The organism is Celeribacter indicus, assembly GCF_000819565.1.
Lineage (GTDB): Bacteria > Pseudomonadota > Alphaproteobacteria > Rhodobacterales > Rhodobacteraceae > Celeribacter > Celeribacter indicus.
Map to the genome: position 1 here is coordinate 3,439,388 of NZ_CP004393.1, position 22,663 is coordinate 3,462,050.

At 67.1% G+C, this 22,663-nt stretch carries 21 protein-coding genes and 3 tRNA genes; 9 read left to right on the top strand and 15 right to left on the bottom strand.

Going from position 1 to position 22,663, the window contains the following annotated elements; all coding sequences use genetic code 11:
* Positions 1-42 precede the first annotated feature (42 nt).
* Positions 43-2,166 carry a methylmalonyl-CoA mutase gene (gene scpA / locus P73_RS16980; protein WP_043870487.1) on the bottom strand — a complete coding sequence of 708 codons (2,124 nt, stop codon included), beginning with the start codon at positions 2,164-2,166 and terminating at the stop codon, positions 43-45.
* A 107-nt stretch (positions 2,167-2,273) separates the two neighbouring features.
* Between scpA and P73_RS16985 the strand changes: the two genes are divergently transcribed.
* Positions 2,274-2,705, top strand: a complete 432-nt coding sequence (locus tag P73_RS16985) for a DUF4174 domain-containing protein (RefSeq protein ID WP_043870488.1) — start codon at positions 2,274-2,276, stop codon at positions 2,703-2,705.
* Positions 2,706-2,708: 3 nt separating this feature from the next.
* Here P73_RS16985 and P73_RS16990 read toward each other — a convergent pair whose 3' ends face one another.
* The 8 genes from P73_RS16990 to P73_RS17025 all read right to left on the bottom strand — a co-directional run bounded on the left by P73_RS16990 (position 2,709) and on the right by P73_RS17025 (position 9,669).
* Positions 2,709-3,743 carry a DUF6492 family protein gene (locus tag P73_RS16990; protein WP_043870489.1) on the bottom strand — a complete coding sequence of 345 codons (1,035 nt, stop codon included), beginning with the start codon at positions 3,741-3,743 and terminating at the stop codon, positions 2,709-2,711.
* Positions 3,744-3,782: 39 nt separating this feature from the next.
* Positions 3,783-5,792 (bottom strand): acetyl-CoA carboxylase biotin carboxylase subunit, encoded by a 2,010-nt coding sequence (locus P73_RS16995; protein WP_043870490.1) that lies wholly within the window; start codon positions 5,790-5,792, stop codon positions 3,783-3,785.
* A gap of 183 nt (positions 5,793-5,975) precedes the next feature.
* Entirely contained in the window at positions 5,976-6,176 is a 201-nt protein-coding gene (locus tag P73_RS17000; RefSeq protein WP_043870491.1) for a glycine zipper 2TM domain-containing protein, read from the bottom strand.
* A 346-nt stretch (positions 6,177-6,522) separates the two neighbouring features.
* Positions 6,523-6,933: a hypothetical protein gene (locus P73_RS17005; RefSeq protein ID WP_052453593.1), complete on the bottom strand. Its 411-nt coding sequence runs from the start codon at positions 6,931-6,933 to the stop codon at positions 6,523-6,525.
* Positions 6,934-6,947: 14 nt separating this feature from the next.
* Positions 6,948-7,355 (bottom strand): RidA family protein, encoded by a 408-nt coding sequence (locus P73_RS17010; RefSeq protein WP_043870492.1) that lies wholly within the window; start codon positions 7,353-7,355, stop codon positions 6,948-6,950.
* On the bottom strand, positions 7,355-7,768 hold the full coding sequence (locus P73_RS17015) for a DUF6497 family protein (protein WP_043870493.1): 414 nt from the start codon (positions 7,766-7,768) through the stop codon (positions 7,355-7,357). Before P73_RS17015 ends, P73_RS17010 begins: the two co-directional genes overlap by 1 nt.
* 1 nt (position 7,769) lies before the next feature.
* Positions 7,770-8,120: a hypothetical protein gene (locus P73_RS17020; RefSeq protein WP_043870494.1), complete on the bottom strand. Its 351-nt coding sequence runs from the start codon at positions 8,118-8,120 to the stop codon at positions 7,770-7,772.
* A gap of 16 nt (positions 8,121-8,136) precedes the next feature.
* Positions 8,137-9,669 (bottom strand): acyl-CoA carboxylase subunit beta, encoded by a 1,533-nt coding sequence (locus P73_RS17025; protein ID WP_043870495.1) that lies wholly within the window; start codon positions 9,667-9,669, stop codon positions 8,137-8,139.
* Positions 9,670-9,898: 229 nt separating this feature from the next.
* On the opposite strand from P73_RS17025, the gene P73_RS17030 reads away from it, so the two are divergent.
* The gene (locus P73_RS17030; RefSeq protein ID WP_043871881.1) at positions 9,899-11,116 is read left to right on the top strand and encodes a multidrug effflux MFS transporter; all 1,218 of its coding nucleotides are present in this window, start codon (positions 9,899-9,901) and stop codon (positions 11,114-11,116) included.
* 86 nt (positions 11,117-11,202) lie between these two features.
* Entirely contained in the window at positions 11,203-12,600 is a 1,398-nt protein-coding gene (locus P73_RS17035) for a helix-turn-helix domain-containing protein (protein WP_043870496.1), read from the top strand.
* A gap of 67 nt (positions 12,601-12,667) precedes the next feature.
* Here P73_RS17035 and P73_RS17040 read toward each other — a convergent pair.
* Together P73_RS17040 and P73_RS17045 are read right to left on the bottom strand one after the other, a co-directional pair.
* A tRNA-Asp gene (locus P73_RS17040) sits at positions 12,668-12,744 on the bottom strand.
* A 46-nt stretch (positions 12,745-12,790) separates the two neighbouring features.
* Positions 12,791-12,867: transfer RNA gene (locus tag P73_RS17045), tRNA-Asp, on the bottom strand.
* Between the two features lie 401 nt (positions 12,868-13,268).
* On the opposite strand from P73_RS17045, the gene P73_RS25145 reads away from it, so the two are divergent.
* Positions 13,269-13,454: a type II toxin-antitoxin system HicA family toxin gene (locus P73_RS25145; protein WP_074743072.1), complete on the top strand. Its 186-nt coding sequence runs from the start codon at positions 13,269-13,271 to the stop codon at positions 13,452-13,454.
* 33 nt (positions 13,455-13,487) lie between these two features.
* Positions 13,488-13,907, top strand: a complete 420-nt coding sequence (locus P73_RS17050) for a type II toxin-antitoxin system HicB family antitoxin (protein WP_245629191.1) — start codon at positions 13,488-13,490, stop codon at positions 13,905-13,907.
* A gap of 147 nt (positions 13,908-14,054) precedes the next feature.
* Here the strand turns inward: P73_RS17050 and P73_RS17055 are convergent.
* From P73_RS17055 to P73_RS17065, 3 genes are all read right to left on the bottom strand, one after another.
* Positions 14,055-14,130: transfer RNA gene (locus P73_RS17055), tRNA-Val, on the bottom strand.
* Positions 14,131-14,176: 46 nt separating this feature from the next.
* Positions 14,177-14,875, bottom strand: a complete 699-nt coding sequence (locus tag P73_RS17060; protein ID WP_420836120.1) for a thermonuclease family protein — start codon at positions 14,873-14,875, stop codon at positions 14,177-14,179.
* Positions 14,876-14,947: 72 nt separating this feature from the next.
* Positions 14,948-16,630, bottom strand: coding sequence for an ABC transporter permease (locus P73_RS17065; RefSeq protein WP_082033379.1), 1,683 nt, complete (start codon positions 16,628-16,630; stop codon positions 14,948-14,950).
* A 190-nt stretch (positions 16,631-16,820) separates the two neighbouring features.
* Here P73_RS17065 and P73_RS17070 point away from each other — a divergent pair, with 190 nt between their 5' ends.
* Both P73_RS17070 and katG read left to right on the top strand, forming a co-directional pair.
* On the top strand, positions 16,821-17,699 hold the full coding sequence (locus tag P73_RS17070) for a hypothetical protein (RefSeq protein WP_043870498.1): 879 nt from the start codon (positions 16,821-16,823) through the stop codon (positions 17,697-17,699).
* Between the two features lie 549 nt (positions 17,700-18,248).
* Complete coding sequence (katG, locus tag P73_RS17075; protein WP_043871884.1) at positions 18,249-20,429, top strand: catalase/peroxidase HPI; 2,181 nt, start codon at positions 18,249-18,251, stop codon at positions 20,427-20,429.
* A 200-nt stretch (positions 20,430-20,629) separates the two neighbouring features.
* Here the strand turns inward: katG and P73_RS17080 are convergent, their stop codons facing one another.
* The gene (locus P73_RS17080; RefSeq protein ID WP_139267067.1) at positions 20,630-20,902 is read right to left on the bottom strand and encodes a DUF2312 domain-containing protein; all 273 of its coding nucleotides are present in this window, start codon (positions 20,900-20,902) and stop codon (positions 20,630-20,632) included.
* Between the two features lie 187 nt (positions 20,903-21,089).
* Between P73_RS17080 and P73_RS17085 the strand changes: the two genes are divergently transcribed.
* A complete protein-coding gene (locus P73_RS17085) occupies positions 21,090-21,305 on the top strand; it encodes a hypothetical protein (protein ID WP_043870499.1) in 216 nt (71 codons plus the stop codon).
* Positions 21,306-21,648: 343 nt separating this feature from the next.
* Positions 21,649-22,662, top strand: a complete 1,014-nt coding sequence (locus P73_RS17090; RefSeq protein ID WP_043870500.1) for a hypothetical protein — start codon at positions 21,649-21,651, stop codon at positions 22,660-22,662.
* Position 22,663: the final 1 nt, after the last annotated feature.

The following is a 22,663-nucleotide window of genomic DNA, read 5'->3' on the forward strand; positions in this document are numbered from 1 at the left end:
CCGGGCACGCGGGCCCGGCCCTGTCGGTGACATGCCCGCGGCTCACGCCGTCCCGATGAGATCGAGGATCTGCCGCGCCGCCGCCGGGATGTTCGTGCCCGGCCCGAAGATCGCCTTCACCCCGGCCTTGTAGAGGAATTCGTAATCCTGCTGCGGGATCACCCCGCCGCAGATCACGATGATGTCCCCGGCCCCCTGCGCCTTCAGCGCCTCGATGAGTTTCGGCGCAAGCGTCTTGTGCCCCGCCGCCTGGGAGGAAATGCCGACGATATGCACGTCGTTGTCGATCGCGTCCTGCGCGGCCTCCTCCGGCGTCTGGAACAGCGGCCCCACATCGACGTCGAAACCGATGTCGGCAAAGGCGGTCGCGATCACCTTCGCGCCGCGGTCGTGCCCGTCCTGCCCCATCTTGACGACGAGCATCCGCGGCCGGCGGCCCTCCCGCTCGGCAAAGGCCTCCACGTCCCGCTGGATCTGCGCGAACCCCTCGTCGCCCTCATAGGCCGCCCCGTAGACGCCCGCGAGCGTCTTCACCTCGGCGCGGTGCCGTCCGAACGCCTTTTCCATGGCCATCGAAATCTCCCCGACTGTGGCACGGGCGCGGGCGGCCTCGACCGCCAGCGCAAGGAGATTGCCCTCGCCCGATTTCGCCGCCGCTTCGAGTGCTGCAAGGGTTTCTTCGACCCTGGCGGCATCACGGCTGGCCTTGATCCTGTCGAGGCGGGCGATCTGGCTGTTGCGCACGGCCACGTTGTCCACGTCGAGAATGTCGATCGGATCTTCCTTGTCCTTGCGGTACTTGTTGACGCCGACGATCACCTCTTCGCCGCGGTCGATCTGCGCCTGGCGCCGCGCCGCCGTCTCCTCGATCCGCAGCTTGGGCATGCCGGAGTTGACGGCCTTCGTCATGCCGCCCATCGCCTCGATCTCCTCCATCAGCGCCCAGGCCTTCCCGGCGAGCTCGGCGGTGAGGCTCTCGACGTAATAGGAGCCCGCGAGCGGATCGACGACATGGGTGATGCCGGTTTCCTCCTGGAGGATGAGCTGGGTGTTGCGCGCGATCCGGGCGGAGAATTCCGTGGGCAGGGCGATGGCCTCGTCGAGCGCGTTGGTGTGCAGCGACTGCGTCCCGCCGAGCGCGGCCGACATCGCCTCATAGGCGGTGCGGATGACGTTGTTGTAGGGGTCCTGCTCCTGCAAGGAGACGCCCGAGGTCTGGCAATGGGTGCGCAGCATCTTCGACTTGTCGAGCTTCGGCGCGAATTCCTCCATCACCCGGCTCCACAACAGCCGCGCGGCGCGCAGCTTCGCCGCCTCCATGAAGAAATTCATCCCGATCGCGAAGAAGAAGGACAGCCGCCCCGCGAACTTGTCCACATCCATGCCCGCCCTGATCGCGGTGCGCACATATTCGCGCCCGTCCGCCAGGGTAAAGGCCAGCTCCTGCACGAGGTTCGCCCCCGCCTCCTGCATGTGATAGCCGGAGATCGAGATCGAGTTGAACTTCGGCATCTCGTTGCTGGTGTATTCGATGATGTCCGCGATGATCCGCATCGAGGGTTCGGGCGGATAGATATAGGTGTTGCGGACCATGAACTCCTTGAGGATGTCGTTCTGGATGGTGCCGGAGAGCACGGATCTGTCATGCCCCTGCTCCTCGCCCACCACGATGAAGCTGGCGAGCACGGGGATCACCGCGCCGTTCATCGTCATCGACACCGACACCTGGTCGAGCGGGATGCCGTCGAACAGGATCTTCATGTCCTCGACGCTGTCGATCGCCACGCCCGCCTTGCCCACGTCGCCCACCACGCGCGGATGGTCGCTGTCATAGCCGCGGTGCGTGGCCAGGTCGAAGGCCACCGACACGCCCTGCTGGCCGGCCGCGAGCGCCTTGCGGTAGAAGGCGTTCGATTCCTCCGCCGTGGAAAACCCGGCATATTGCCGGATCGTCCAGGGACGGCCGGCATACATCGTCGCCTTCACCCCCCGCGTGAAGGGCGCGACCCCCGGCGTGTTGCCGAGATGGCTCAGCCCCGCGAGATCATCCTCGGCGTAGAGCGGCTTGACCCTGATGCCTTCGAGCGTGTCCCAGTCGAGGCTCTCGAGCGGCTTGCCCCGCAGCTCCTTCGTCGCGAGCTCTTCCCATTTTGTCCTGTCCGTCATGCCACGGCTCCTCTCCTTTGGCGGCCCGCGACGCAGCGGCGCGGGCGGGACCTTCAGCTTGGTTTGGCGCTCTCCCGGTCCTATATTGAGGACAGCCAGGAGATCCGATGAAAAACCTCTGTTCCGCGGCGCTCGCCGCGCTTCTCTTGATCACTTCGTCGCCCGCCGTCGCGCAGGAGGCAGAGCTCGTGATCGAAACCGCCGACGACGTCGTGCTGTCGGAGTTCAAATGGACCAACCGCGTGCTCGTCGTCTTCGCCGACAGTCCGCTCGATCCGAATTTCAGCGAGCAGATCGCGCTGCTGACCGCCCGCCCCCTGCCCCTCGTCGCGCGCGACGTGGTCGTGCTCACCGACACCGATCCCGACACGCCCTCGGAGGTGCGCAGGACGCTGCGCCCGCGCGGCTTCGCCCTCGTGCTTGTGGACAAGGACGGGCGCGTGATGCTGCGCAAGCCCGACGCCTGGGACGTGCGCGAGATCAGCCGCGCCATCGACAAGACACCGCTCAGGCAACAGGAGATCCGCGAGGGATTGTGAAGCTCACGCAGCAAGCAGGTCCTCCATCTCTTCCGGGCGCGACAGCAGTCCGAGCGCGCAGAGCCAGTCGGCAAAACCCGCCCTCTCCTCCGGCGTCAGCGTGAAGAAATTCCTCCGGTGCAGCGACATGAGGGCGAAATCGCCCGATTGCGCCGTCTCGATCGCCCCGCCGAGCGTGGTGCCGCCCTCCACGCGCAGCACCGGCGGCGTGTCACGCGGCGCGAAGCGGTCGCTCCAGCCGGGCCGGCCGCCCCCCATCGCCACGAACAGCAGCATGAATTCCGTGGCATTCTCGCTGCGCCGGGCGAAGAAGCATTCGAGACAGCCGAGCTTTCCCGCGATCAACTCCACCGCCCGCGCCATCTCCTCCCGCCGGTGCACGACCGGCGTCAGGGCCGGCGGAATGGGAATGCCCTCCGGCAATGTCTGCCCGAGCTTCGCGGCGGAGGCATGGGCCCAGAGGTGCATCTTCGGCGAGGGATCGGAAACCTCGACGCGCGGCCGCCCCTCCGGGTCCACGAACTCCGAGGCATCGGTCGGCCGGATGAAGAAATTCTTCGCATCGAGGATGACGACATGGCTGCCGCTCGCCTCTTCCACGGCCAGAAGCTTGAACGCCTGCTGCATGAGCCAGCCATTGTTGCGCGCCCAGCCGTACACCGCGCGCGGCCGCCCCAGACCCCGGTCGCGCCAGTGCCGCCAGGCACAGCGCGGCCCCGCGACCCAGGCCCGCTCGAGCGCGGCAGGCACCCCCTGCGGCCTCCGCCGCAGCAGGGAGGAGCCCGGAACGATCCGCACCTTCTCCGCAAGTGGCCCCCAGTCCGGGCGCAGCGGCTCGATCGCCGCCCGGCAGGCCGCCTCGTCCTCGTCGTTGAGGACGACGAGGATCGAGTTGACCGAGGCCGGATCGAGAAACCGCGCCATGGAGCGCGCCTGGAGCCGCAGCATCTGCGCCTCCGGCCGGAAGATGACCGTCACGAAATCGAGCGCGACGGCGCCTTGCGCAGCGGCGGCGCCCTGCGGGTCCGTTCCGGCCATGGTCGTCTCCTGTGTACCGAGCCGCGTCATCGTCCCTCCCTACTCGAACTCCATGATCACGTCGTCGACGGCCAGGCTGTCGCCGGGACCGGCGTTGATCTTCGTGACGATGCCCTTGCGCTCGGCGCGCAGGATGTTCTCCATCTTCATCGCCTCGACGGTGCAGAGCGCCTGGCCTTCCTGCACCTCCTGCCCCTCTTCCACATCGACCTTCACGATCAGCCCCGGCATCGGGCAGAGCAGGAGCTTCGACGTGTCGGGCGGCAGCTTTTCGATCATGTGCTTCGACAGCTCGGCGGCGCGCGGCGAGCGCACGTAGACCTTCAGGTCGGCGCCCCGGCTGCGGATGCGGAACCCGCCCGGCACCTTGCCGACCTTGAGCGTGAGCGTGCTCTGCTCGCCCGCCTCCTCCATGTCGATCACCGCGAGCGTGTCGCCCGGCCTCCAGACGGAGGTGCAGCGCATGACGCGCGCGCCGAGGGTCACGGTCGAGCCCTGCTTGTCGGCGTCGATCGTCAGCGGGAAATCCTGCCCGCCGATCTGCACGACCCACTCGTTCGCCACCACGCGCTCGTGATTGTCCATCCGGCCGGAGACGCGGGCGCGCCGGATCTCGGCCACGCGATACATCGCGGCGGAGGCGGCCGCCACACGTTCGAGAACCTCCTGCGGCAGGTCCGCGCCCGCGAACCCCTCGGGATATTCCTCCGCGATGAAGGCCGTGGTGACATCGCCCGAGACGAAGCGCGGATGGTCCATCACCGCCGACAGGAACGGCAGGTTGTGCCCGATCCCCTCGACCTCGAAGGCGTCGAGCGCGTTGCGCATGTTCTCGATGGCCGAGGCGCGGTCCCGCCCCCAGGTGCAGAGCTTCGCGATCATCGGGTCGTAATACATGGAGATCTCGCCGCCCTCGTAGACCCCCGTGTCGTTGCGCACGATATCGGTCTCCGTGACGATCTCCGCCGGCGGGCGATAGCGCGACAGCCGTCCGATGGAGGGCAGGAAGTTGCGGTAGGGGTCTTCGGCATAGAGGCGGCTCTCGATGGCCCAGCCGTTGATCTTCACATCGTCCTGGGTGAGCGTGAGCTTCTCGCCATTGGCCACGCGGATCATCTGCTCCACGAGGTCGATGCCGGTGATCAGCTCGGTGACCGGGTGCTCGACCTGGAGGCGGGTGTTCATCTCGAGGAAGTAGAAATTCCTGTCCCCGTCCACGATGAATTCCACCGTACCCGCCGAGGTATAGCCCACCGCCTTCGCCAGCGCGACGGCCTGCTCGCCCATCGCCTTGCGCGTCGCTGCATCGAGGAAGGGCGACGGCGCCTCCTCGATCACCTTCTGGTTGCGGCGCTGGATCGAGCATTCGCGCTCATTGAGCCAGAGCCCGTTGCCATGGGCATCGCAAAGCACCTGGATCTCGATATGGCGCGGCTGGGTCACGAATTTCTCGATGAAGATGCGGTCGTCGCCAAAGGAGGAGGCCGCCTCGTTCTTCGAGCTCTGGAAGCCCTCGCGCGCCTCCTGGTCGGTCCAGGCGATCCGCATCCCCTTGCCACCGCCCCCCGCGGAGGCCTTGATCATCACCGGATAGCCGATTTCCCTCGAGATCTTCACCGCCTCGTCGGCATCCTCGATCAGCCCCATGTAGCCGGGAACCGTGTTCACCCCGGCGTCCTTGGCGATCTTCTTCGAGGTGATCTTGTCCCCCATCGCCTCGATCGCCCCCTTCGGCGGTCCGACGAAGGCGATGCCTTCCTGCGCCAGCGCATCGGCGAATTTCGCGTTTTCGGAGAGGAAGCCATAGCCCGGATGCACCGCCTGCGCGCCGGTCTGCCGGATCGCGTCCATCACCTTGTCGATGACGATATAGGACTGGTTTGCCGGCGGCGGGCCGATATGCACCGCCTCGTCGGCCATCTGGACGTGCAGCGCATGCCTGTCGGCGTCCGAATAGATGGCGACGGTCTCGATCCCCATCTTCTTCGCGGTCTTGATGACCCGACAGGCGATCTCGCCCCGGTTGGCAATCAGGATCTTGTCGAACATGTCCTGCCCCTCTCCCTTTCTCAAATCGGTATGCTCCGCGCCGCCGCGCCAGTCGCGGGGCCGGGAGCCGGCTCTTGGATTGCGGTCACGAAAAAGGCCCCCCGGACGGAACGGTCCGGGGAGCCTCTTGTCGCGAATGCGTCGCCCCGCGCCGTGGCGCAGGTCAGGCGACGGATAGGATGATCAGCGGCAGACGCCTGCGTCGTCGCAATAGGTGCCCGCAAGCGCGCCGAGGGCCGCGCCGGTGAGCGCGTTGTTGTCGGTCGCGTCCGCAACCACCGCGCCGGCAGCGGCGCCCGCGAGGGCACGCTCACCGTCGGTTTGCATGCAGCCGGCGAGGACGGACGCGGACAGGGCGGCAAGGACGAGGATGGATTTACGCATGGTTCTGCTCTTGATCTGGTTATGACTCCGGAGAGAGTAACGTGCTCTCCCGCGCGCGCATAGACCGAAATTGCGCAAATTACCGCCACCCGTCTGCCATCGGCGGAACCCGGCCAACGGGGCGCACCCTGCAAAGAAGAATGGCGAGGGCCGCACGGGGGGAGCGCGGACCTCGCCAGAGGGGAAGGGTAACGGTTTTCAGAACGGGTCGAGACGTTGCTGGCCGTCATCGACCTGGCACAACCATGCGATGCAGGAACCGGACGCACAAGCGCCGCGCGTTGCACCGCGCGAAAGGCGGCGGCAACCTGCGCAGATGACGCTGGGTCAAGCAGGAATCCGCGCATCACGCCTCGTCCTCATCGGTCCACATCGCGTCCCAGTCCGGCATCTCCTCGTCCTCCGCCCCGTCGGTGAACACCTCGGGAAAGGTGATCATCGCCTTCGCGACGTCGATCTTCAGAAGCGCCTCGTAGGAGGCCGGGTCGAACCCCTCCGGCTCCGCGGGCACGACCTCGCGCCCGAACACCCATGAAAGCCGCCCGGCATCGAGATTGCCGCGCTCGAACGGCTCCTCGCCGAAATAGTCCCAGAGCGCCTTCATGAAGGCCGCGTCGGCGCGCCGGTCGGCGCTCTTGCGGTCCTTGTAGCGTTCGAGCGCCTTGAGCGGCGTGACCCCCTTCGGATTCGCCCGCCGGATCGTGAACTGGAAATCCGTGCCCGGCAAACGGCCCGGAAAGCCCTTGTGCTTCGTCATGTAATCGCGCGCCATCAACTGTCTCCTTCTTGCGGCCGGCGCGCGATCAGGTCGATTTCCACCAGCGCGCCGACGGCCAGCGCGGTCACGCCCACCGTGGTGCGTGCCGGAAGCCTGTCCGGGGCGAAGTAGCTTTTGTAGGTCTCGTTGAACAGGGCGTAGTCACGTTCGAACGCCGTGAGGAAACAGCGGCACTGGAGGATATGCTCCGCCCCCAGCCCCAGCTCCCCGAGGATCAGCAGGAGATTGTCCATCACCCGCCGCGTCTGTGCCTCGATCCCCTCGGGCAGGGCCGCGTCGGGCGCCTCGGGATCGGTCGGCATCTGCCCGGTGAGGAAGACCCAGCCCTCCTCCTCGACCGCATGGGAAAACGGCGCGACGGGGCGCGGGCCGGCGGCGATCCTGTGGAATGTCGGGGCCATCAGAACGCCTCCCACTCACAGCCGGTTTCCACCGGGCGGTAGGCCTCGAAGACCTGCGCGACCTCGGGGGCGGGGTCTGCGAACTCGGTCGGTTCGGCCGAAAGCGAGATCACGACGAGCGACGGGCGCGGCTCCCCGAGGCGGGGCAGCGCGTAGCTCTCGCACAGGTAGGACAGATCCGCCTCGACCTGCGCATAGCCGAGACGGTCCAACATCGCGGCGAGATCGGGCGCGACAAAGCGGAAACGCGCGGTGGGCCCGGTCGCGGGCCGGTCGGTCAGGCGTTCGAGAAAGCGCACCGGCTGCCCGGAGGGCACGGCGAGATCCTCGGCCAGGGCGGGCGAAAGCCCGGCGGAGGCGCTGACGCCAAGGCCCGGAAGCAGGAGCGCGAGCGCGCTCAGGCGGATCGTCATGTCACCGTCTCCTTGCAAAGGCGACCCAGCGCGCGCGCAGGTCGGGGGCCTCGAGAAGCGCGGCCACGCGGGCCGTGCTGGCGTCTTTCGGGAACCGTCCGGCGACGCTGCCGCCGGCGGTGATCTTCATCCCGCCGTCCCGCGGCACCACCTCGACCACCGGGGAGAAGCCCCGCAGATCGCGCAGCGCGCGCCACATGTCCTGGCGGACCTGATGGGCGATCCGGCGGCGCGACAGTTCCGCCCCGCCCGGCAGCACGGTCGTCGCGGCGAAGTCGAACCGCGCCGGATGTCGGCGCGCCAGCCTCAGCGCGCCCTCCGTCTCGACGATATGCCAGCCCCTGCGTCCCATCGCGGCGATGCGTCCCTCAGAGCGGGATGTTGTCGTGTTTCTTCCACGGGGTCGTGAGCTTCTTGTTGCGCAGGCTCGCAAAAGCCCGTGCCACCCGCTTGCGCGTGGAGCGCGGCTGGATCACCTCGTCGATGAAGCCGCGTTCGGCGGCGACGAAGGGATTGGCGAAGCGGTCCTCGTAGTCCTTCGTGCGCGCGGCGATCTTCGCCGGATCGCCCAGTTCGGAGCGGTAGAGGATTTCCGTCGCCCCCTTCGCGCCCATCACCGCGATCTCTGCGGAGGGCCAGGCATAGTTGAAATCGCCGCGCAGGTGCTTGGAGGCCATGACGTCATAGGCGCCGCCATAGGCCTTGCGGGTGATGACCGTCACCTTCGGCACCGTCGCCTCGCCATAGGCGAACAGCAGCTTCGCCCCGTGCTTGATGACGCCGCCGTATTCCTGGCCCGTCCCCGGCAGGAAGCCCGGCACGTCGACGAGCGTCAGGATCGGGATCTCGAAACAGTCGCAGAAGCGCACGAACCGCGCGGCCTTGCGGCTCGAATCGATGTCGAGGCAGCCCGCCAGCACCATCGGCTGGTTCGCCACGACGCCGACGGTCCGGCCCTCGACCCGGATGAATCCGGTGATGATGTTCTTCGCGAAATCCTCCTGGATCTCGTAGAAATCGCCCTCATCCCCGATCTTCGTGATCACTTCCTTCATGTCGTAGGGCGTATTCGCATTGTCCGGGATGATCGTGTCGAGAGAGGCCTCGATCCGGTCGGGATCGTCGAAGAACGGGCGCACCGGCGGCTTCTCGCGGTTGTTGAGCGGCAGGAAATCGACCAGCCGGCGCACTTCGGACAGCGCCTCGATGTCATTGTCGAACGCGCCGTCGGCGACCGAGGACTTCCTCGTATGGGTGGAGGCGCCGCCGAGTTCCTCGGCCGTCACCACCTCGTTCGTCACCGTCTTCACCACGTCGGGGCCGGTCACGAACATGTAGGACGTGTCCTTCACCATGAAGATGAAGTCGGTCATCGCCGGCGAATAGACCGCCCCGCCCGCGCAGGGGCCCATGATGACGGAAATCTGCGGGATCACGCCCGAGGCCTCGATATTGCGCTGGAACACCTCGGCATAGCCCGCGAGCGAGGCGACCCCTTCCTGGATGCGGGCGCCGCCCGAGTCGTTCAGCCCGATCACCGGCGCGCCGTTCTGCACCGCCATATCCATGATCTTGCAGATCTTCTCGGCATGCGCCTCCGACAGGGAGCCGCCGAAGACGGTGAAATCCTGCGAGAAGACATACACCATCCGGCCGTTGATCGTACCCCAGCCGGTGATCACGCCGTCGCCGTAGTATTTCGTGCCCTCCATGCCGAAATCCGCGCAACGGTGCGTCTTGAACATGTCGAATTCCTCGAAACTGCCCTCGTCGAGCAGGAGTTCGACCCGCTCGCGGGCGGTCAGCTTGCCCTTGGCGTGCTGGCTGTCGATCCGCGCCTGCCCGCCGCCGAGCCGGGCGTCGTCGCGGCGATCGTGAAGTTCCCTGATGATGTCTTTCACGGATATGCCTCCTCGTCATGTCGCGCGCACCATAGGCCGGGGAAATATTCTTTCAAAGAAGAACATGGCAGATTTGCAAAAGATGCAAAACCCCGCGGGTGCATATCGCAAAACCGCAAAATTCCGCGGCACGCTGCCGCGAATTCATGCACGAAACTGCGGTTCGGCCTGTGCGCGGATGAAGGGCGATTTGCGTGGACAGGCCCCGCGGCGCCTCTATGTTGGCCGCATGCAGCGCAAACCCGTCATCCGCTTCCTCGACCGCACCACTCCGCCCCATATCGCCACGCTCGTCATGATGGCGGCCCTGCCGGCGATCACGATCAACGTCTTCCTGCCTGCGCTGCCGGAAATGGCGCGTCATTTCGAGACCGAATACCGGGTGATGCAGCTTTCCGTGGCGGTGTTCCTCATCGTCAACGCCGCGCTGCAACTGGCGATCGGCCCGCTGTCGGACCGCTACGGCCGCCGCCCCGTGCTCCTCGTCGGCATCGTCACCTTCCTGGTCGCGACGCTCGGGGCGATCCATGCCCCCTCGGTCGGGCTTTTCCTCGCGATGCGCGCCGCCCAGGCGGGGATCGTCACCGGGCTGGTGCTCTCGCGCGCCATCGTGCGCGACATCGTCCCCGGCGAACAGGCCGCGAAGATGATCGCCTATGTCACCATGGGCATGTCGCTCGCGCCCATGGCCGCCCCCACGCTCGGCGGGCTCCTGACCGCCGCCTTCGGCTGGCAGAGCAACTTCTGGCTGCTGTTCGGCGCCGGCCTCGCGCTGCTCGCGCTCGTGTGGTTCGACACCGGGGAGACGGCACCGCGCGCGAACGGCTCCATGGGGGATGCGCTGCGCGGCTTCCCCACCCTGCTGCGCTCCCAGCGGTTTCTCGGCTACGCGATCTCGGCGGCGACCGCCTCCGGCGCCTATTTCGCCTTTCTCGGCGGCGCCCCCTTCGTCGGATCGGAAATCTTCGACCTCACCGAGGATCGCCTCGGCCTCTACATGGCCGCCCCGGCGCTTGGCTATTTCTTCGGCAATTTCCTCGCCGGGCGCTTCTCCGACCGGGTCGGCATGAACCGCATGATGCTGATCGGCGCGATCGTGAGCGCCGCCGGCATCTTCTGCTCGCTGCTCCTCTTCCTCGCCGGCGGCGCGACGGTGCAGAGCTTCTTCGCCTTCATCACCTTCGTCGGCCTCGGCAACGGGATGCAGCTTCCCAACGCGATCGCCGGCTCGCTCTCCGTGCGCCCCGGACTTTCGGGCACGGCCTCCGGGCTCGGCGGCGCCATGTATATCAGTGGCGGCGCCGCCCTCTCCGCCCTCGCCGGCTCCGTCCTCACCCCCGAGAGCGGCGCGACGCCGCTGCTCTACATCATGCTCGCCGCCGCCGTCTCCTCCGTCCTGGCCGCGATCTGGGTCATCCTGCGCGCGCGTCAGGTCGCCGCAGCCTGAGCCGCGCCGCCGGCCCATTCTCCGCTTGCGAAAACGGGTTTGCAGTGGCAAATCTTGCTTTGCAAACGAACACGGGGAAACGGGACATGGCCCAGCAGAAGCTCTACGCCGGCGCGAAACTGCGCGAGACGCGCACGCGGCTCGGCCTGACGCAGCGTGCCTTCGCGGAAAAGCTGGGCGTCTCCCTGCCCTATCTCAACCAGATGGAAAACAACAACCGCCCGGTCTCCACCGGCGTCGTGCTGGCGCTGGCACAGGAGTTCGGCTTCGACGTCACCGAGCTGAGCTCCGGCGATGCCGAACGGATGGTGACGGACATGCGCGAGGCGCTGGCCGATCCGGTCTTTGCCGACGGCGCGCCGCCGCTGGCCGACCTGCGCCTCGCCGCCTCCAACGCCCCGGCGCTCGCGCGCGCCTTCCTCGAACTGCACCGCGCCTACCGGCAGACCACGGAACGCCTCGCCTCCATCGACGAGGCGCTCGACCGCGAGGACAGCCCGGCGCGCCCCTCCCCCTGGGAAGAGGTGCGCGACTTCTTTCACTATTGCGACAATTACATCGACGCCGTCGACCGTGCGGCAGAGAATTTCTCCCAGCCCCACGGCCAGCCGCGCGACGTCGAGAAAGCCGCCGTCGAGGCGTTCGGCCGGCAGGGCATCACCCTGCGCGCCGGAAAGGGCAGCCTGCGCAGCTTCGACCCGGAAAGCCGGGAGTTGACGATTTCCCACCGCGCCGCCTCCGCCACGCGGCGCTTCCAGATCCTGCACCAGCTCGCGCTGCTCACCCAGGGCAAGCTGCTCGACGCGACACTCGACCTCGCGCGGTTCCAGTCCGAGGAGGCGCGCCAGATCGCGCGGATCGGGCTGGCGAACTATTTCGCCGGTGCGGCGCTCCTGCCCTATACCGCCTTCCTCGCCGCCGCGCAGGAAACCCGCCACGACCTCGAGATGCTGGCCGAACGGTTCGGCGCGTCGATCGAACAGGTGGCGCACCGGCTCTCCACGCTCCAGCGGCCGGGCGCAAAGGGCATTCCCTTCTATTTCGTGCGCGTCGACCAGGCCGGCACGATCACCAAGCGCCACTCCGCCACCCGCCTCCAGTTCGCCCGCTACGGCGGCGCCTGCCCGCTCTGGAACGTGCACCAGGCCTTCGAGCGGCCGGGGCATTTCCTGCGCCAGCTCTGCGAGACGCCCGACGGGGTCCGCTACCTGTCGATTTCGCGCGACGTGTCGAAACCCGGCGGCGCCTTCCACGCGCCGGTGCGGCGCTATGCCATCGGGCTCGGCTGCGAGGTGACCCACGCCTCCGAGCTCGTCTATGCCGACGATCTCGACGTGACCCAGCCCGCCGCCTTCGAACCGATCGGCATCTCCTGCCGGATCTGCGAACGGCGCGACTGTCATCAACGCTCCATCCCGCCGCTCGAACGCCGGCTCACCATCGACCCGAACAGCCGGGGCATCCTGCCCTACCGGATCGACTGATCCCGTCGCGGCATGGGCGCCGCGCGCAAGGCGCATCTGATGTCTTCTGATGTCTTCAGGAAAAAAATGGCGCGGTTGACGGGGCTCGAACCCGCGACCCCCGGCGTGACAGGCCGGTACTCTAACCAACTGAGCTACAACCGCGCAGGGCCTTCGAAAGGCGTCCCCTTCCGGGGTATATGGGCAGCGATGGCGCGGTTGACGGGGCTCGAACCCGCGACCCCCGGCGTGACAGGCCGGTACTCTAACCAACTGAGCTACAACCGCTCGCTGCCGGTCCGGGGCGTATGCTCCGAAACGTGAGGGGCGTTCTATGGTGAGCGCGGACCCTCGTCAAGCCGGGAATCGCGAAAAACGGACGGGCGGGCGAAAAAACTTCTGCGCCCGTTTCCGGCCGGCTGACTGGGGATCGAGGACGGGGGAAATGGTGGGTGATGAGAGACTCGAACTCCCGACATCTTCGGTGCAGGCGACACTAAATAGCCCACACCGATCTGATATTAAGTTAAAACCGTTTCCCACACCAAGACGGGAACACGGCGGACATCGCAAACAAAGCGGGAAAGTGGGACGCCCACACGCAAACCGCGGCTCAACATCGAAAATGTTGCGCACTTATTTACACAAGATACTTGCATTGCAAGTTCAAGTTGTGTATATAAATACACATGGAAACGGACAGCCGAGAGATCATCAAGCGGCTTCTTTCCGAAGGTTTCGAAAAGGTCTCACAGAAGGGGTCACATGTGAAACTGAGGAAGGGCACCCGGACAGTGATCGTTCCACACCCCAAGCGGGATTTGCCGAGAGGCACGGCCCGCCAAATCGCAAAGGCTGCGGGCTGGATCGAATGATCCGGCCCCGGCCTCCCCGAGGGGATCGGCTTAATGAAGGAAAGGCAAAATGCAATGTACTACTGGGCGATTGTCCATCACGACGAAGGAAGCGCATACGGCGTGACCTTCCCGGATCTGGACGGGTGCTTTGCCGCCTCTGACGATCAGGAAAAAGTCATGCCGGCAGCAATCGAAGCTCTCGATCTGTATTTCGAGGATATGGCGGAAATTCCCGGCGCAATGTCTCTGGATGCAGTTCGGGAGACATACAGGGAAGATCTCTTGGAAGGGGCCTATCTCATCCAGGTCCCGCTGATCCCGCGCACAACGAAATCCGTGCGCGTGAATCTCAGCTTTGATCAGGGGCTCCTGTCAGCCATCGACAGCGCCGCAGATCGTGTCGGATTAAACCGCTCTGCCTTCCTCGCGATGGCGGCAAAGGAAAAGATCCGAGACACCGAAGCTGCATGACGGAAGGGGCCGCGATCTGCGGCCTTTTCAGACGCGCGGATATGGAGCACATGACTCGGAACCCCGTGCGTCTACTGCCTGACTTGGGGAAACGTGCCGCAGAGTTTGGGAAACACGAAAACGGAAAACCGCCAAGGGATTGCAAAATGGTGGGTGATGAGAGACTCGAACTCCCGACATCTTCGGTGTAAACGAAGCGCTCTACCAACTGAGCTAATCACCCGGTGGGCAGGGATTTAGGGGAAAAGCGGCGGCCGCGCAAGGGTGTGTCAGCCGTCCGCGCGGCGCCATCCGGCGGCCTCCGCCGCCCGCGCCGAACAGAACCAGCGCTCCCCGCGGCGCGGGTCGATGCGGGTCTGCGCGTACCAGCGGCTGCCGGGCATGTGATAGATCCGCCCGGAGGTGGAGATGTTGCCCTTGATCGCACAGCCCTCCGGCGCGGCCTCTGCGCCGCTGTCGCCGCGGCCTGCGGCGCGGTAATCCGCCGGCCGTTCGCCCGTGCCGCGCCAGACACCGCGGCCGGCAGCGCGGGCGGCGCGTTCGGCAGGGACGTAATCGGTGGCGTATCTCGCATAGGCATAGGCGGCGCCGGCGGCGACCATCGCCGCATTCACATCGCCCGCCGCGCCGGTGCAGACCGCGACGATCCGTCCGTACCGGTCGACATCGCGCGCCTCGCAGCTCACCCCGCCGGAGACGAGCTTTGCGAGCACGAGTTTCGACCACTGGCCGCAGTCCCAGCGCGCGCCCTCCGCGTCCCGGCAGCTCTGCGACAGCTCCGGCGCGTCGATGCCGTGGAGGCGCACCCGCGTCTCCCCGAGCGCGAGCGTATCGCCGTCGATCACCCGCGGCGCCCGTGCGCTCGCCAGCTGCTCCGCCGCCCGCGCGTCCTGCACGGGCAGACAGGCGACGACAGCCGCGAGCGTGCCCGACAGGGCCGCGACATGGAGCAAATTTCCCAACCTCACCCGGCCTGTCTGCGGCACGGCGGCGGGAAAGACAAGGGCCGCGTTAATGATCGGTTAACGCTTGCGCCTCCCTCACGACAGGTCGGCGGCGTTCTCCGCACGGGCCATGAGCAGCACGGCGCAGAGGCCCACGCCGATCACGAGGAGCGCGGCGGGGGAGGCCTGTTCGAGCTGTTCGAGGGAGGCCTTCTCGAAGGTGCGGGTCGCCAGCGTGTTGTAGTTGAACGGGCGCAGCAGCAGCGTCGCGGGCAGTTCCTTCACGCAGTCCACGAAGACGAGGAGCAGCGCCGTGCCCACCGAGCCGCGGATCAGCGGCACGTAGATCCGGCGCAGCGTGCCGCCGAGCGTCTGCCCGAGCGAGCGCGCGGCCATCGGCAGCGACGGCGCCACGCGGCCCATCGCGGCATCGGTCGCGCCCTGGGCGATGGCGAAGAAGCGCACGACATAGGCCATAACGATGGCAAAGGCGGAGCCGGTGAGCAGAAGCCCCACATCGCGGCCCGTCGCCGCCTCGATCCAGTCCGCGAGCAGGTGGTCGACCGCCGCGAGCGGAATGAGGATGCCGATGCCCAGCACCGCCCCCGGCGCGGCATAGCCGAGCGTCGTCACCGGCAGGATCAGCCGCGGCAGCTTCCGCCCGGTCAGGCGCACGCCATAGACCATGAAGAGCGCCGCGAGCACGGTGAGCACGGCGGCGCTGCCCGCCACGGTGAGCGTGTTCGCGAGCGCCTCGAGCAGGCCCGGCGCGGTCCATTGCTCCGGCTCGCCCAGCGCATGATGGGCGATGACCCCCACCGGCAGGACGAAGCCAAGGGCGAAGGGCACGAGGCAGGCGGCGGTGGCGACGCCGCCGCGCCAGCCGGTGAGGCGGATCGGGGAGATCGGGCGCGGGTGACGCGCGCCGGAATGGAAGCGCGCCCGCCCGCGCGAGCTTTTCTCCACCGCCACGAGCAGGAGCACGACGGCGAGCACGACGGAGGCGATCTGTGCCGCGCCGCCCGCGTTGCCGCCCTCGAGCCAGGTGGAGAAGATCCCGGTCGTCAGTGTCTGCACCGAGAAATAGGCCACCGTGCCGTAATCGGAGACGGTCTCCATCAGCACGATCGCGACACCGGCGGCGATGGCCGGGCGCGCCATCGGCAGGCCGACGCGCCAGAACCGCGCGAAGGGCCCGGCGCCCAGCGCGCGGGCGGTCTCGTAGACCGAACCGGACTGTTCGCGGAAGGCGGCGCGCGCCATCAGGAAGACATAGGGCGTCAGCGCCGCCGACAGCACGACGACGGAGGAGCCGAGGGAGCGGATCTCCGGAAACCAGTAGTCCCGCGCGCTCTGCCAGCCGAAGAGCCCGCGCAGGAGCCGCTGCACGGGGCCGGCATATTCGAGGAAATCGACGAGCGCATAGGCGCCCACATAGGCCGGGATCGCGAGCGGCAGGAGCAGCAGCCATTCGAGCGCGCGCGACAGCGGGAAGCGGTACATCGCGACGAGCCAGGCCGCGCCCGTCCCCGCCGCCCCGGCGATCAGCGCGACGCCGAAGCCGAGCCGGAAGGTCGCGGACAGGTAGCGCGGCAGGGTCGTGGCCATCAGGTGCGGCCAGATGTTCTCGCTGGGATTGAAGGCGATCCAGACCACCGCGACCAGCGGCATCAGCACGAGGAGCGCGACGAGGAACGCCCCGGCCGACCAGGGCGAAACCCGGACCCTGCGCAGGCGCATGCGGGCGCGCGGCAGCGGCGGGACGGGAGGCTCGGACATCTGGTCGCTCATTCCATCCCGCATAGGCGAATTCGGTTTCCCTGTCCAGAAAAGCCCCTATAGTGAAGCCGGCCGCCCCGTCTCCGCGCGGAGGGCGGCCCGAGGAAGACAAGCCGAAGACGAACAGAAGACAAACAGAACAAAACCGCGAGAGCAGACAGGCCGAAGAGCCGGGAGACCACGGCGATCCATGATCATCTCCATCCATATCGGAGCGCATTGCACGGGCGGGGCGCAGCTCATGCGCGGGCTTCTCAAGAACAAGGCGGTCCTCGCGGAACAGGGCGTCGCCGTGCCGCCGCCCTCCCGCTACCGCGATCTCCTGCCCGACGTGATGAAGAAGGTGAAGAGCGACCGGGCCAGCCCGGAGACGCAGGAGATGCTGCTCGACCACATGCTCGAGCTCGAGGAGCCGCAGCGGATGGTTCTGAGCTACGAGGACGTCATCTGCATGCCTCCGCTCGTCTTCGAGAAAGGCGTGTTCTACGGCAAGGCGGATTTCAAGCTGCCCTGGCTGAGGAACGTCTTTGCCGGCCACGAGGTCGAATTCGTGCTCGGGCTGCGCAATCCCGCCACCTTCATCCCCGAGGTCTTCGCGCGCTGCGGGCCGAAGATGACCTACGAGACCTTCATGGCGGGCACCGACCCGGAGGCGCTGCGCTGGTCCGACCTGCTGCACACGATCCGGCAGGTCTGCCCGGATGCCGGGCTGACCTGTTTCGCCTATGAGGACACGCCGATCATCTGGGCGCAGCTCATGCGCGAGGTGACGGGCATCGGCCCCTCGGTGCCGATCTCCGGCGGGCTCGACATCCTCGCCACGATCATGACGCGCGAGGGGGTGAAACGGCTGCGCACCTATCTCAACACCCATCGGCCGCAGAACGAGGCGCAGCGGCGCAAGATCCTGATGGCCTTTCTCGACAAATATGCCGAGGAGGAGGCGCTGGAGACGGAGATCGCGCTGCCCGGCTGGGACGCGGCGCTGGTAGACCGCCTCACCGATCTCTACGAGGAGGACCTCCTGCGCATCGAGGGGATGGAGGGCGTGCGCTTCCTCCCGCCATAGGGGCGCCCCTCCCGAGGCGCACCCCCGCCGCGCCCCGGACGTTCCGCGAGTCGGAGAAAGCGCGTTTTCACCGCAATTGCCCGAAAGGACCGCGCGAGGCGGGCGCGATCCAGGCGCCCGGTGGCGTATCCTTGCCGATCTTGCCGACGGAAAAGGCGCTCCCGGCGCCGCGTCGACGTTTCCTCCGCCTGTCTTCGCCCGGTCGGTGCGACCTGTTGGCTCATCCGCCCCGCCCTGCCCGTCCCGCCCGGCCCTGCGACACCTCCGCACGAACCGCCCGGCACCGCCTGCGGCCGGCCTCCACGGGCAGGTTTCACCGGAGTTTTACCGGGAGTTTCACTGGGAGTTTCACCGCGAAAAGCAGGCATGGGGCGGATAGGGACCGACCGCCCCCGCGCCGCGACGGAGTGTCGATAAGAAAAAACTATCGGTAAGCATAGAAAAAGCGATTTTAATTTATCGGGTAGCCCCGCTACCCCTTGTGCGAGCCCGCCGCTCCGGCGGGTGTCGGAAGCCACGCGCATGCGCGCAGTCAACGCGGAGGATGACATGGACGGCAACGATCTGAAACCTACCGGCAAATGCCCGGTGATGCACGGCGGGATGACCGCCCGGACGAGTGCAGTGATGGACTGGTGGCCCAATGCGCTCAACCTCGACATCCTGCATCAACAGGACGTGAAGACGAAACCCGGCGGTGTCGCCTTCAACTATCGTGAGGAGCTCAAGAAGCTCGACGTCGAGGCGCTGAAGGCCGACCTGCGCGCGCTGATGAACGACAGCCAGGACTGGTGGCCCGCGGACTGGGGCAGCTATGTCGGCATGTTCGCCCGCGTCGCCTGGCACGCGGCCGGCTCCTATCGCGCCTCCGACGGGCGTGGCGGCGCCTCCACCGGCAACCAGCGCTTCGCGCCGCTGAACTCCTGGCCCGACAACGTCAACACCGACAAGGGCCGCCGCCTTCTGTGGCCGATCAAGAAGAAATACGGCAAGAAGGTCTCCTGGGCCGACCTGATGATCCTGGCGGGCACCGTCGCCTACGAGGTCGCCGGGCTGAAGACCTACGGCTTCGCCTTCGGCCGCGAGGACATCTGGCACCCGGAGAACGACACGAACTGGGGCTCCGAGAAGGAATGGCTCGCCCCCTCCGACGGCCGCTATGGCGATCTCGACGATCCGGCGAGCATGGACACGCCGCTCGCCGCCGTGCAGATGGGCCTGATCTACGTGAACCCCGAGGGCGTGAACGGCCAGCCGGATCCGGCGCGCACCGCCCTGCATGTGCGCGAGACCTTCGCCCGCATGGGGATGAACGACGAGGAGACCGCCGCGCTCACCGCGGGCGGCCACACGATCGGCAAATGCCACGGCAACGGCGATGCCGCCAATCTCAGCCCCGATCCCGAGGCCGCTCCGGTCGAATATCAGGGCATCGGCTGGCTCAACACGAAGGGCCGCGGCATCGGGCGCGACACCGTCGTCTCCGGCATCGAGGGCGCCTGGACCACGAACCCGACGAAATGGGACATGGGCTGGTTCGAGATGCTCTTCGGCCATGAATGGGAGCTGAAGAAATCGCCCGCCGGCGCATGGCAGTGGGAACCGGTCAGCATCGACGAGAACGACATGCCCGTCGACGTGGAGGATCCGTCGATCCACCGCAAGCCGATCATGACCGACGCCGACATGGCGATGAAGGTGGACCCGATCTACAACGAGATCTGCCAGAAGTTCATCGCCGATCCGGCCTATTTCGACGAGACCTTCGCGAAGGCCTGGTTCAAGCTCACCCACCGCGACATGGGGCCGAAATCGCGCTACCTCGGGCCGGACGTGCCCCAGGAAGACCTGGTCTGGCAGGACCCGATCCCCGCCGGCCCGACGCATTACGACATCGGCCACCTGAAGGCCGAGATCGCAGCCTCCGGCCTTTCCGCCGCGGAACTCGTGGCGACGGCCTGGGACAGCGCCCGGACCTATCGCGGCTCGGACATGCGCGGCGGCGCCAATGGTGCGCGGATCCGGCTCGCGCCGCAGAAGGACTGGGCGGGCAACGAGCCCGAACGCCTGGCCCGCGTGCTGGCCGTGCTCGAACCGCTGGCCGAGAAGGCCGGGGCGTCGCTGGCCGACACGATCGTGCTGGCGGGCAATGTCGGCGTCGAACTGGCGGCGAAGGCCGCGGGGCATGACGTTTCCATCGCCTTCGAACCGGGCCGCGGCGATGCCACGGCGGAGATGACGGATGCGGAGTCCTTCGATGTGCTCGAACCGCTCGCCGACGGCTTCCGCAACTGGATGAAGGAAGACTACAACGTCGCCGCCGAGGAACTTCTGATCGACCGTGCCCAGCTTCTGGGCCTGTCGGCGGCGGAGATGACCGCGCTTCTGGGCGGCATGCGGGTGCTCGGTGCGAACCATGGCGGCAGCCGCCACGGCGTCTTCACCGACCGCGTCGGCGCACTCTCGCAGGACTTCTTCTCGGTCGTGACCGACATGGCCTACAAGTGGAACCCGACCGAGGACGGCGCCTACGAGATCCGCGACCGCAAGACGGACGAGGTGAAATTCACCGCCTCCCGCGTGGACCTCGTCTTCGGCTCGAACTCGATCCTGCGCTCCTATGCGGAATATTACGCGATGGACGACAATGCCGACACGTTCGTGAAGGACTTCGTCTCGGGCTGGGTGAAGGTGATGAACGCCGACCGCTTCGACCTCGCCCTGGTGTGACCGGTGTGACCGGACCGGGATCCTGAAACCATCGGGCGGCAGGGCTCTCCCTGCCCCCCGATACTCTGAAGCCCCGCCTTGGCGGGGCTTCTTTCTTGCGTATGTTTCTTTGAGTATTTGGGGCACAAAGGAGACCGCGGCGCGCGCCGGATCTCCCCTTCGCCGCCTCCATCGGGCGGCGGTCTGAGGCGCGGCGGCGCTCAGCTCATGCCGAGCGCTTCCTTGTACATTTCGAGCACGGCCTCTTCCTCCGCGATCTCGTCGGTCGATTTCTTGCGCAGGGCGATGATCTTGCGCATCGCCTTGGTGTCGTAGCCGCGGCCCTTCGCCTCGGCCATCACCTCTTTCTGCTGATCGGCGATGTCCTTCTTCTCGAGCTCCAGACGCTCGTAGCGCTCGATGAACTGGCGCAGCTCGTCGGCGGTCACGCGATAGGAGCTGGCGGGGCCGGTGTCGTTCTCGTCGTCCATCATGTCGAACCTGTCCTCGTCATGTCGTTGTCTTCGTTCGGAGCCGATCCCTACCCGCCCCTCCGCGCCAAGGCAAGCCTCCCGGCACGGGGTGTGCGGGCACGCGCTGCGACACGGCGCGCTTGCGCCGCGGCGGCGAAGCGGCTAGGCGGTCGGGAGACGAATTCGACGTGACACGGGGGAGAGGTTCATGGAGTGGCTCATCTGGCTTGGCGCGGTCCTCACGCTCGCGGGCATCGGCCTGCTGGTCTACTGCATCGTCGCGGCGATGAAGGCGAAACGGCTCGGCGGCTCCGAGGAGGAGATCCGCGGGCGCCTGCAAAAGGTCGTGGCGCTCAACATGGGGGCGCTGCTGATCTCCGCCATCGGCCTCGGCGCGGTGACGATCGGCATCATTCTCGGCTGAGCGGGGCACCTGCCGCGACTCGCCTGCGCCCTCCGCCGCCCCGAGCGGGCCGGGCCCTGCCTCGTTTCGCGGCACATTCCGGCATGAGCGTCACCAAAACGGACGGCACACCCCGTTTCGTTTCGTGTCCGGCGACAGTTTGCCCAAAGGCTGCGGAATTCCTTTTCCCTGCCGCGAAAACACCCTAATTGGATAAAAGGGCGTTAACCAAATCCGCGCGACAACGGACAGGACGGGACCGGCGACAGCGCCGCCCGGTCGTCCGGTGCGGCGCGGGGACGCCCCCGATATGGACGACATGAACCGACAGAGCGAAGACAGGCAGAGGACCGGGGGACAGAACATGGACAGCGCGCTTCAGACAGCCGTGAGGACGCTCGAGGACATCTCGAACCAGCCGCGCAAGGCCTGGTGCGACAGCCTGGAGGTTCTGGCCGAGGAGCACGGCTATTATCAGCCGCTGGGCGACAGCTATGCCGCCGCCTTCCTCGACGACGCGCCGCGCCTGCTCGTCACCTTCGACAGCCACGAACGCGCCACGGAACGCACCGACAACGGCTATCCCCATGGCATGACGCTCGCCGCGCAGCAGGGCTGGTCCTCGCTCACGCTGCTCTCCCACGGGCCCGACCGCAGCGCCGACTGGTTCCGCGCGCCCGAGGTCTACGGTTATTTCGACCGGCTCGTGGACGAGGGCTTCTTCGAGGATTTCGACCAGGTCGTGTTCTACGGCGCGGGTGCCTTCGGCTATGCCGCCGCCGCCTATTCCGTCGCCGCCCCCGGTGCGACCGTCGTGGCGATCTCGCCGCAGGCCACCCTCGACGGACGGCTCGCGTCCTGGGACCACCGGTTCCCCGAAACGCGGCGGATGGATTTCTCCTCCCGCTACGGCTTTGCCCCCGACATGATCGAGGGCGCGGAAAAGGCCGTCGTCCTCTACGATCCGCATGTCGAGGCGGACGCCATGCACGCCGCGCTGTTTCACCGGCCGCATGTGACCCGCGTGCCCTGCCGGCTCTTCGGCGCGGATCCCGAATTCGAGATGATGGAAATGGACGCGCTCGCCCCGCTGCTCGAGGCGGCGATGCGCGGCGCGCTGACCCGGCGGGACATCACCCGCGCCCTGCGCTCGCGGCGGGAGCACAACGGCTATCTCCGCCGCCTCCTGAGCGAAGTCGGGACCGGCAACCGGCCGTTCCAGACCGTGCTGCTCTGCGGCCATGTGCTGTCGCAGCGCAAGCGGGCGCCGCGCTTCCGCCGCGCCTATGACCATGCGGTCGCGATGCTCGAGGAGCAGGGCCGGCCCGTGCCCGGCCGGAGCAAGATGCCCCCGGACCGCACGCAGGCGACCGCCTGAG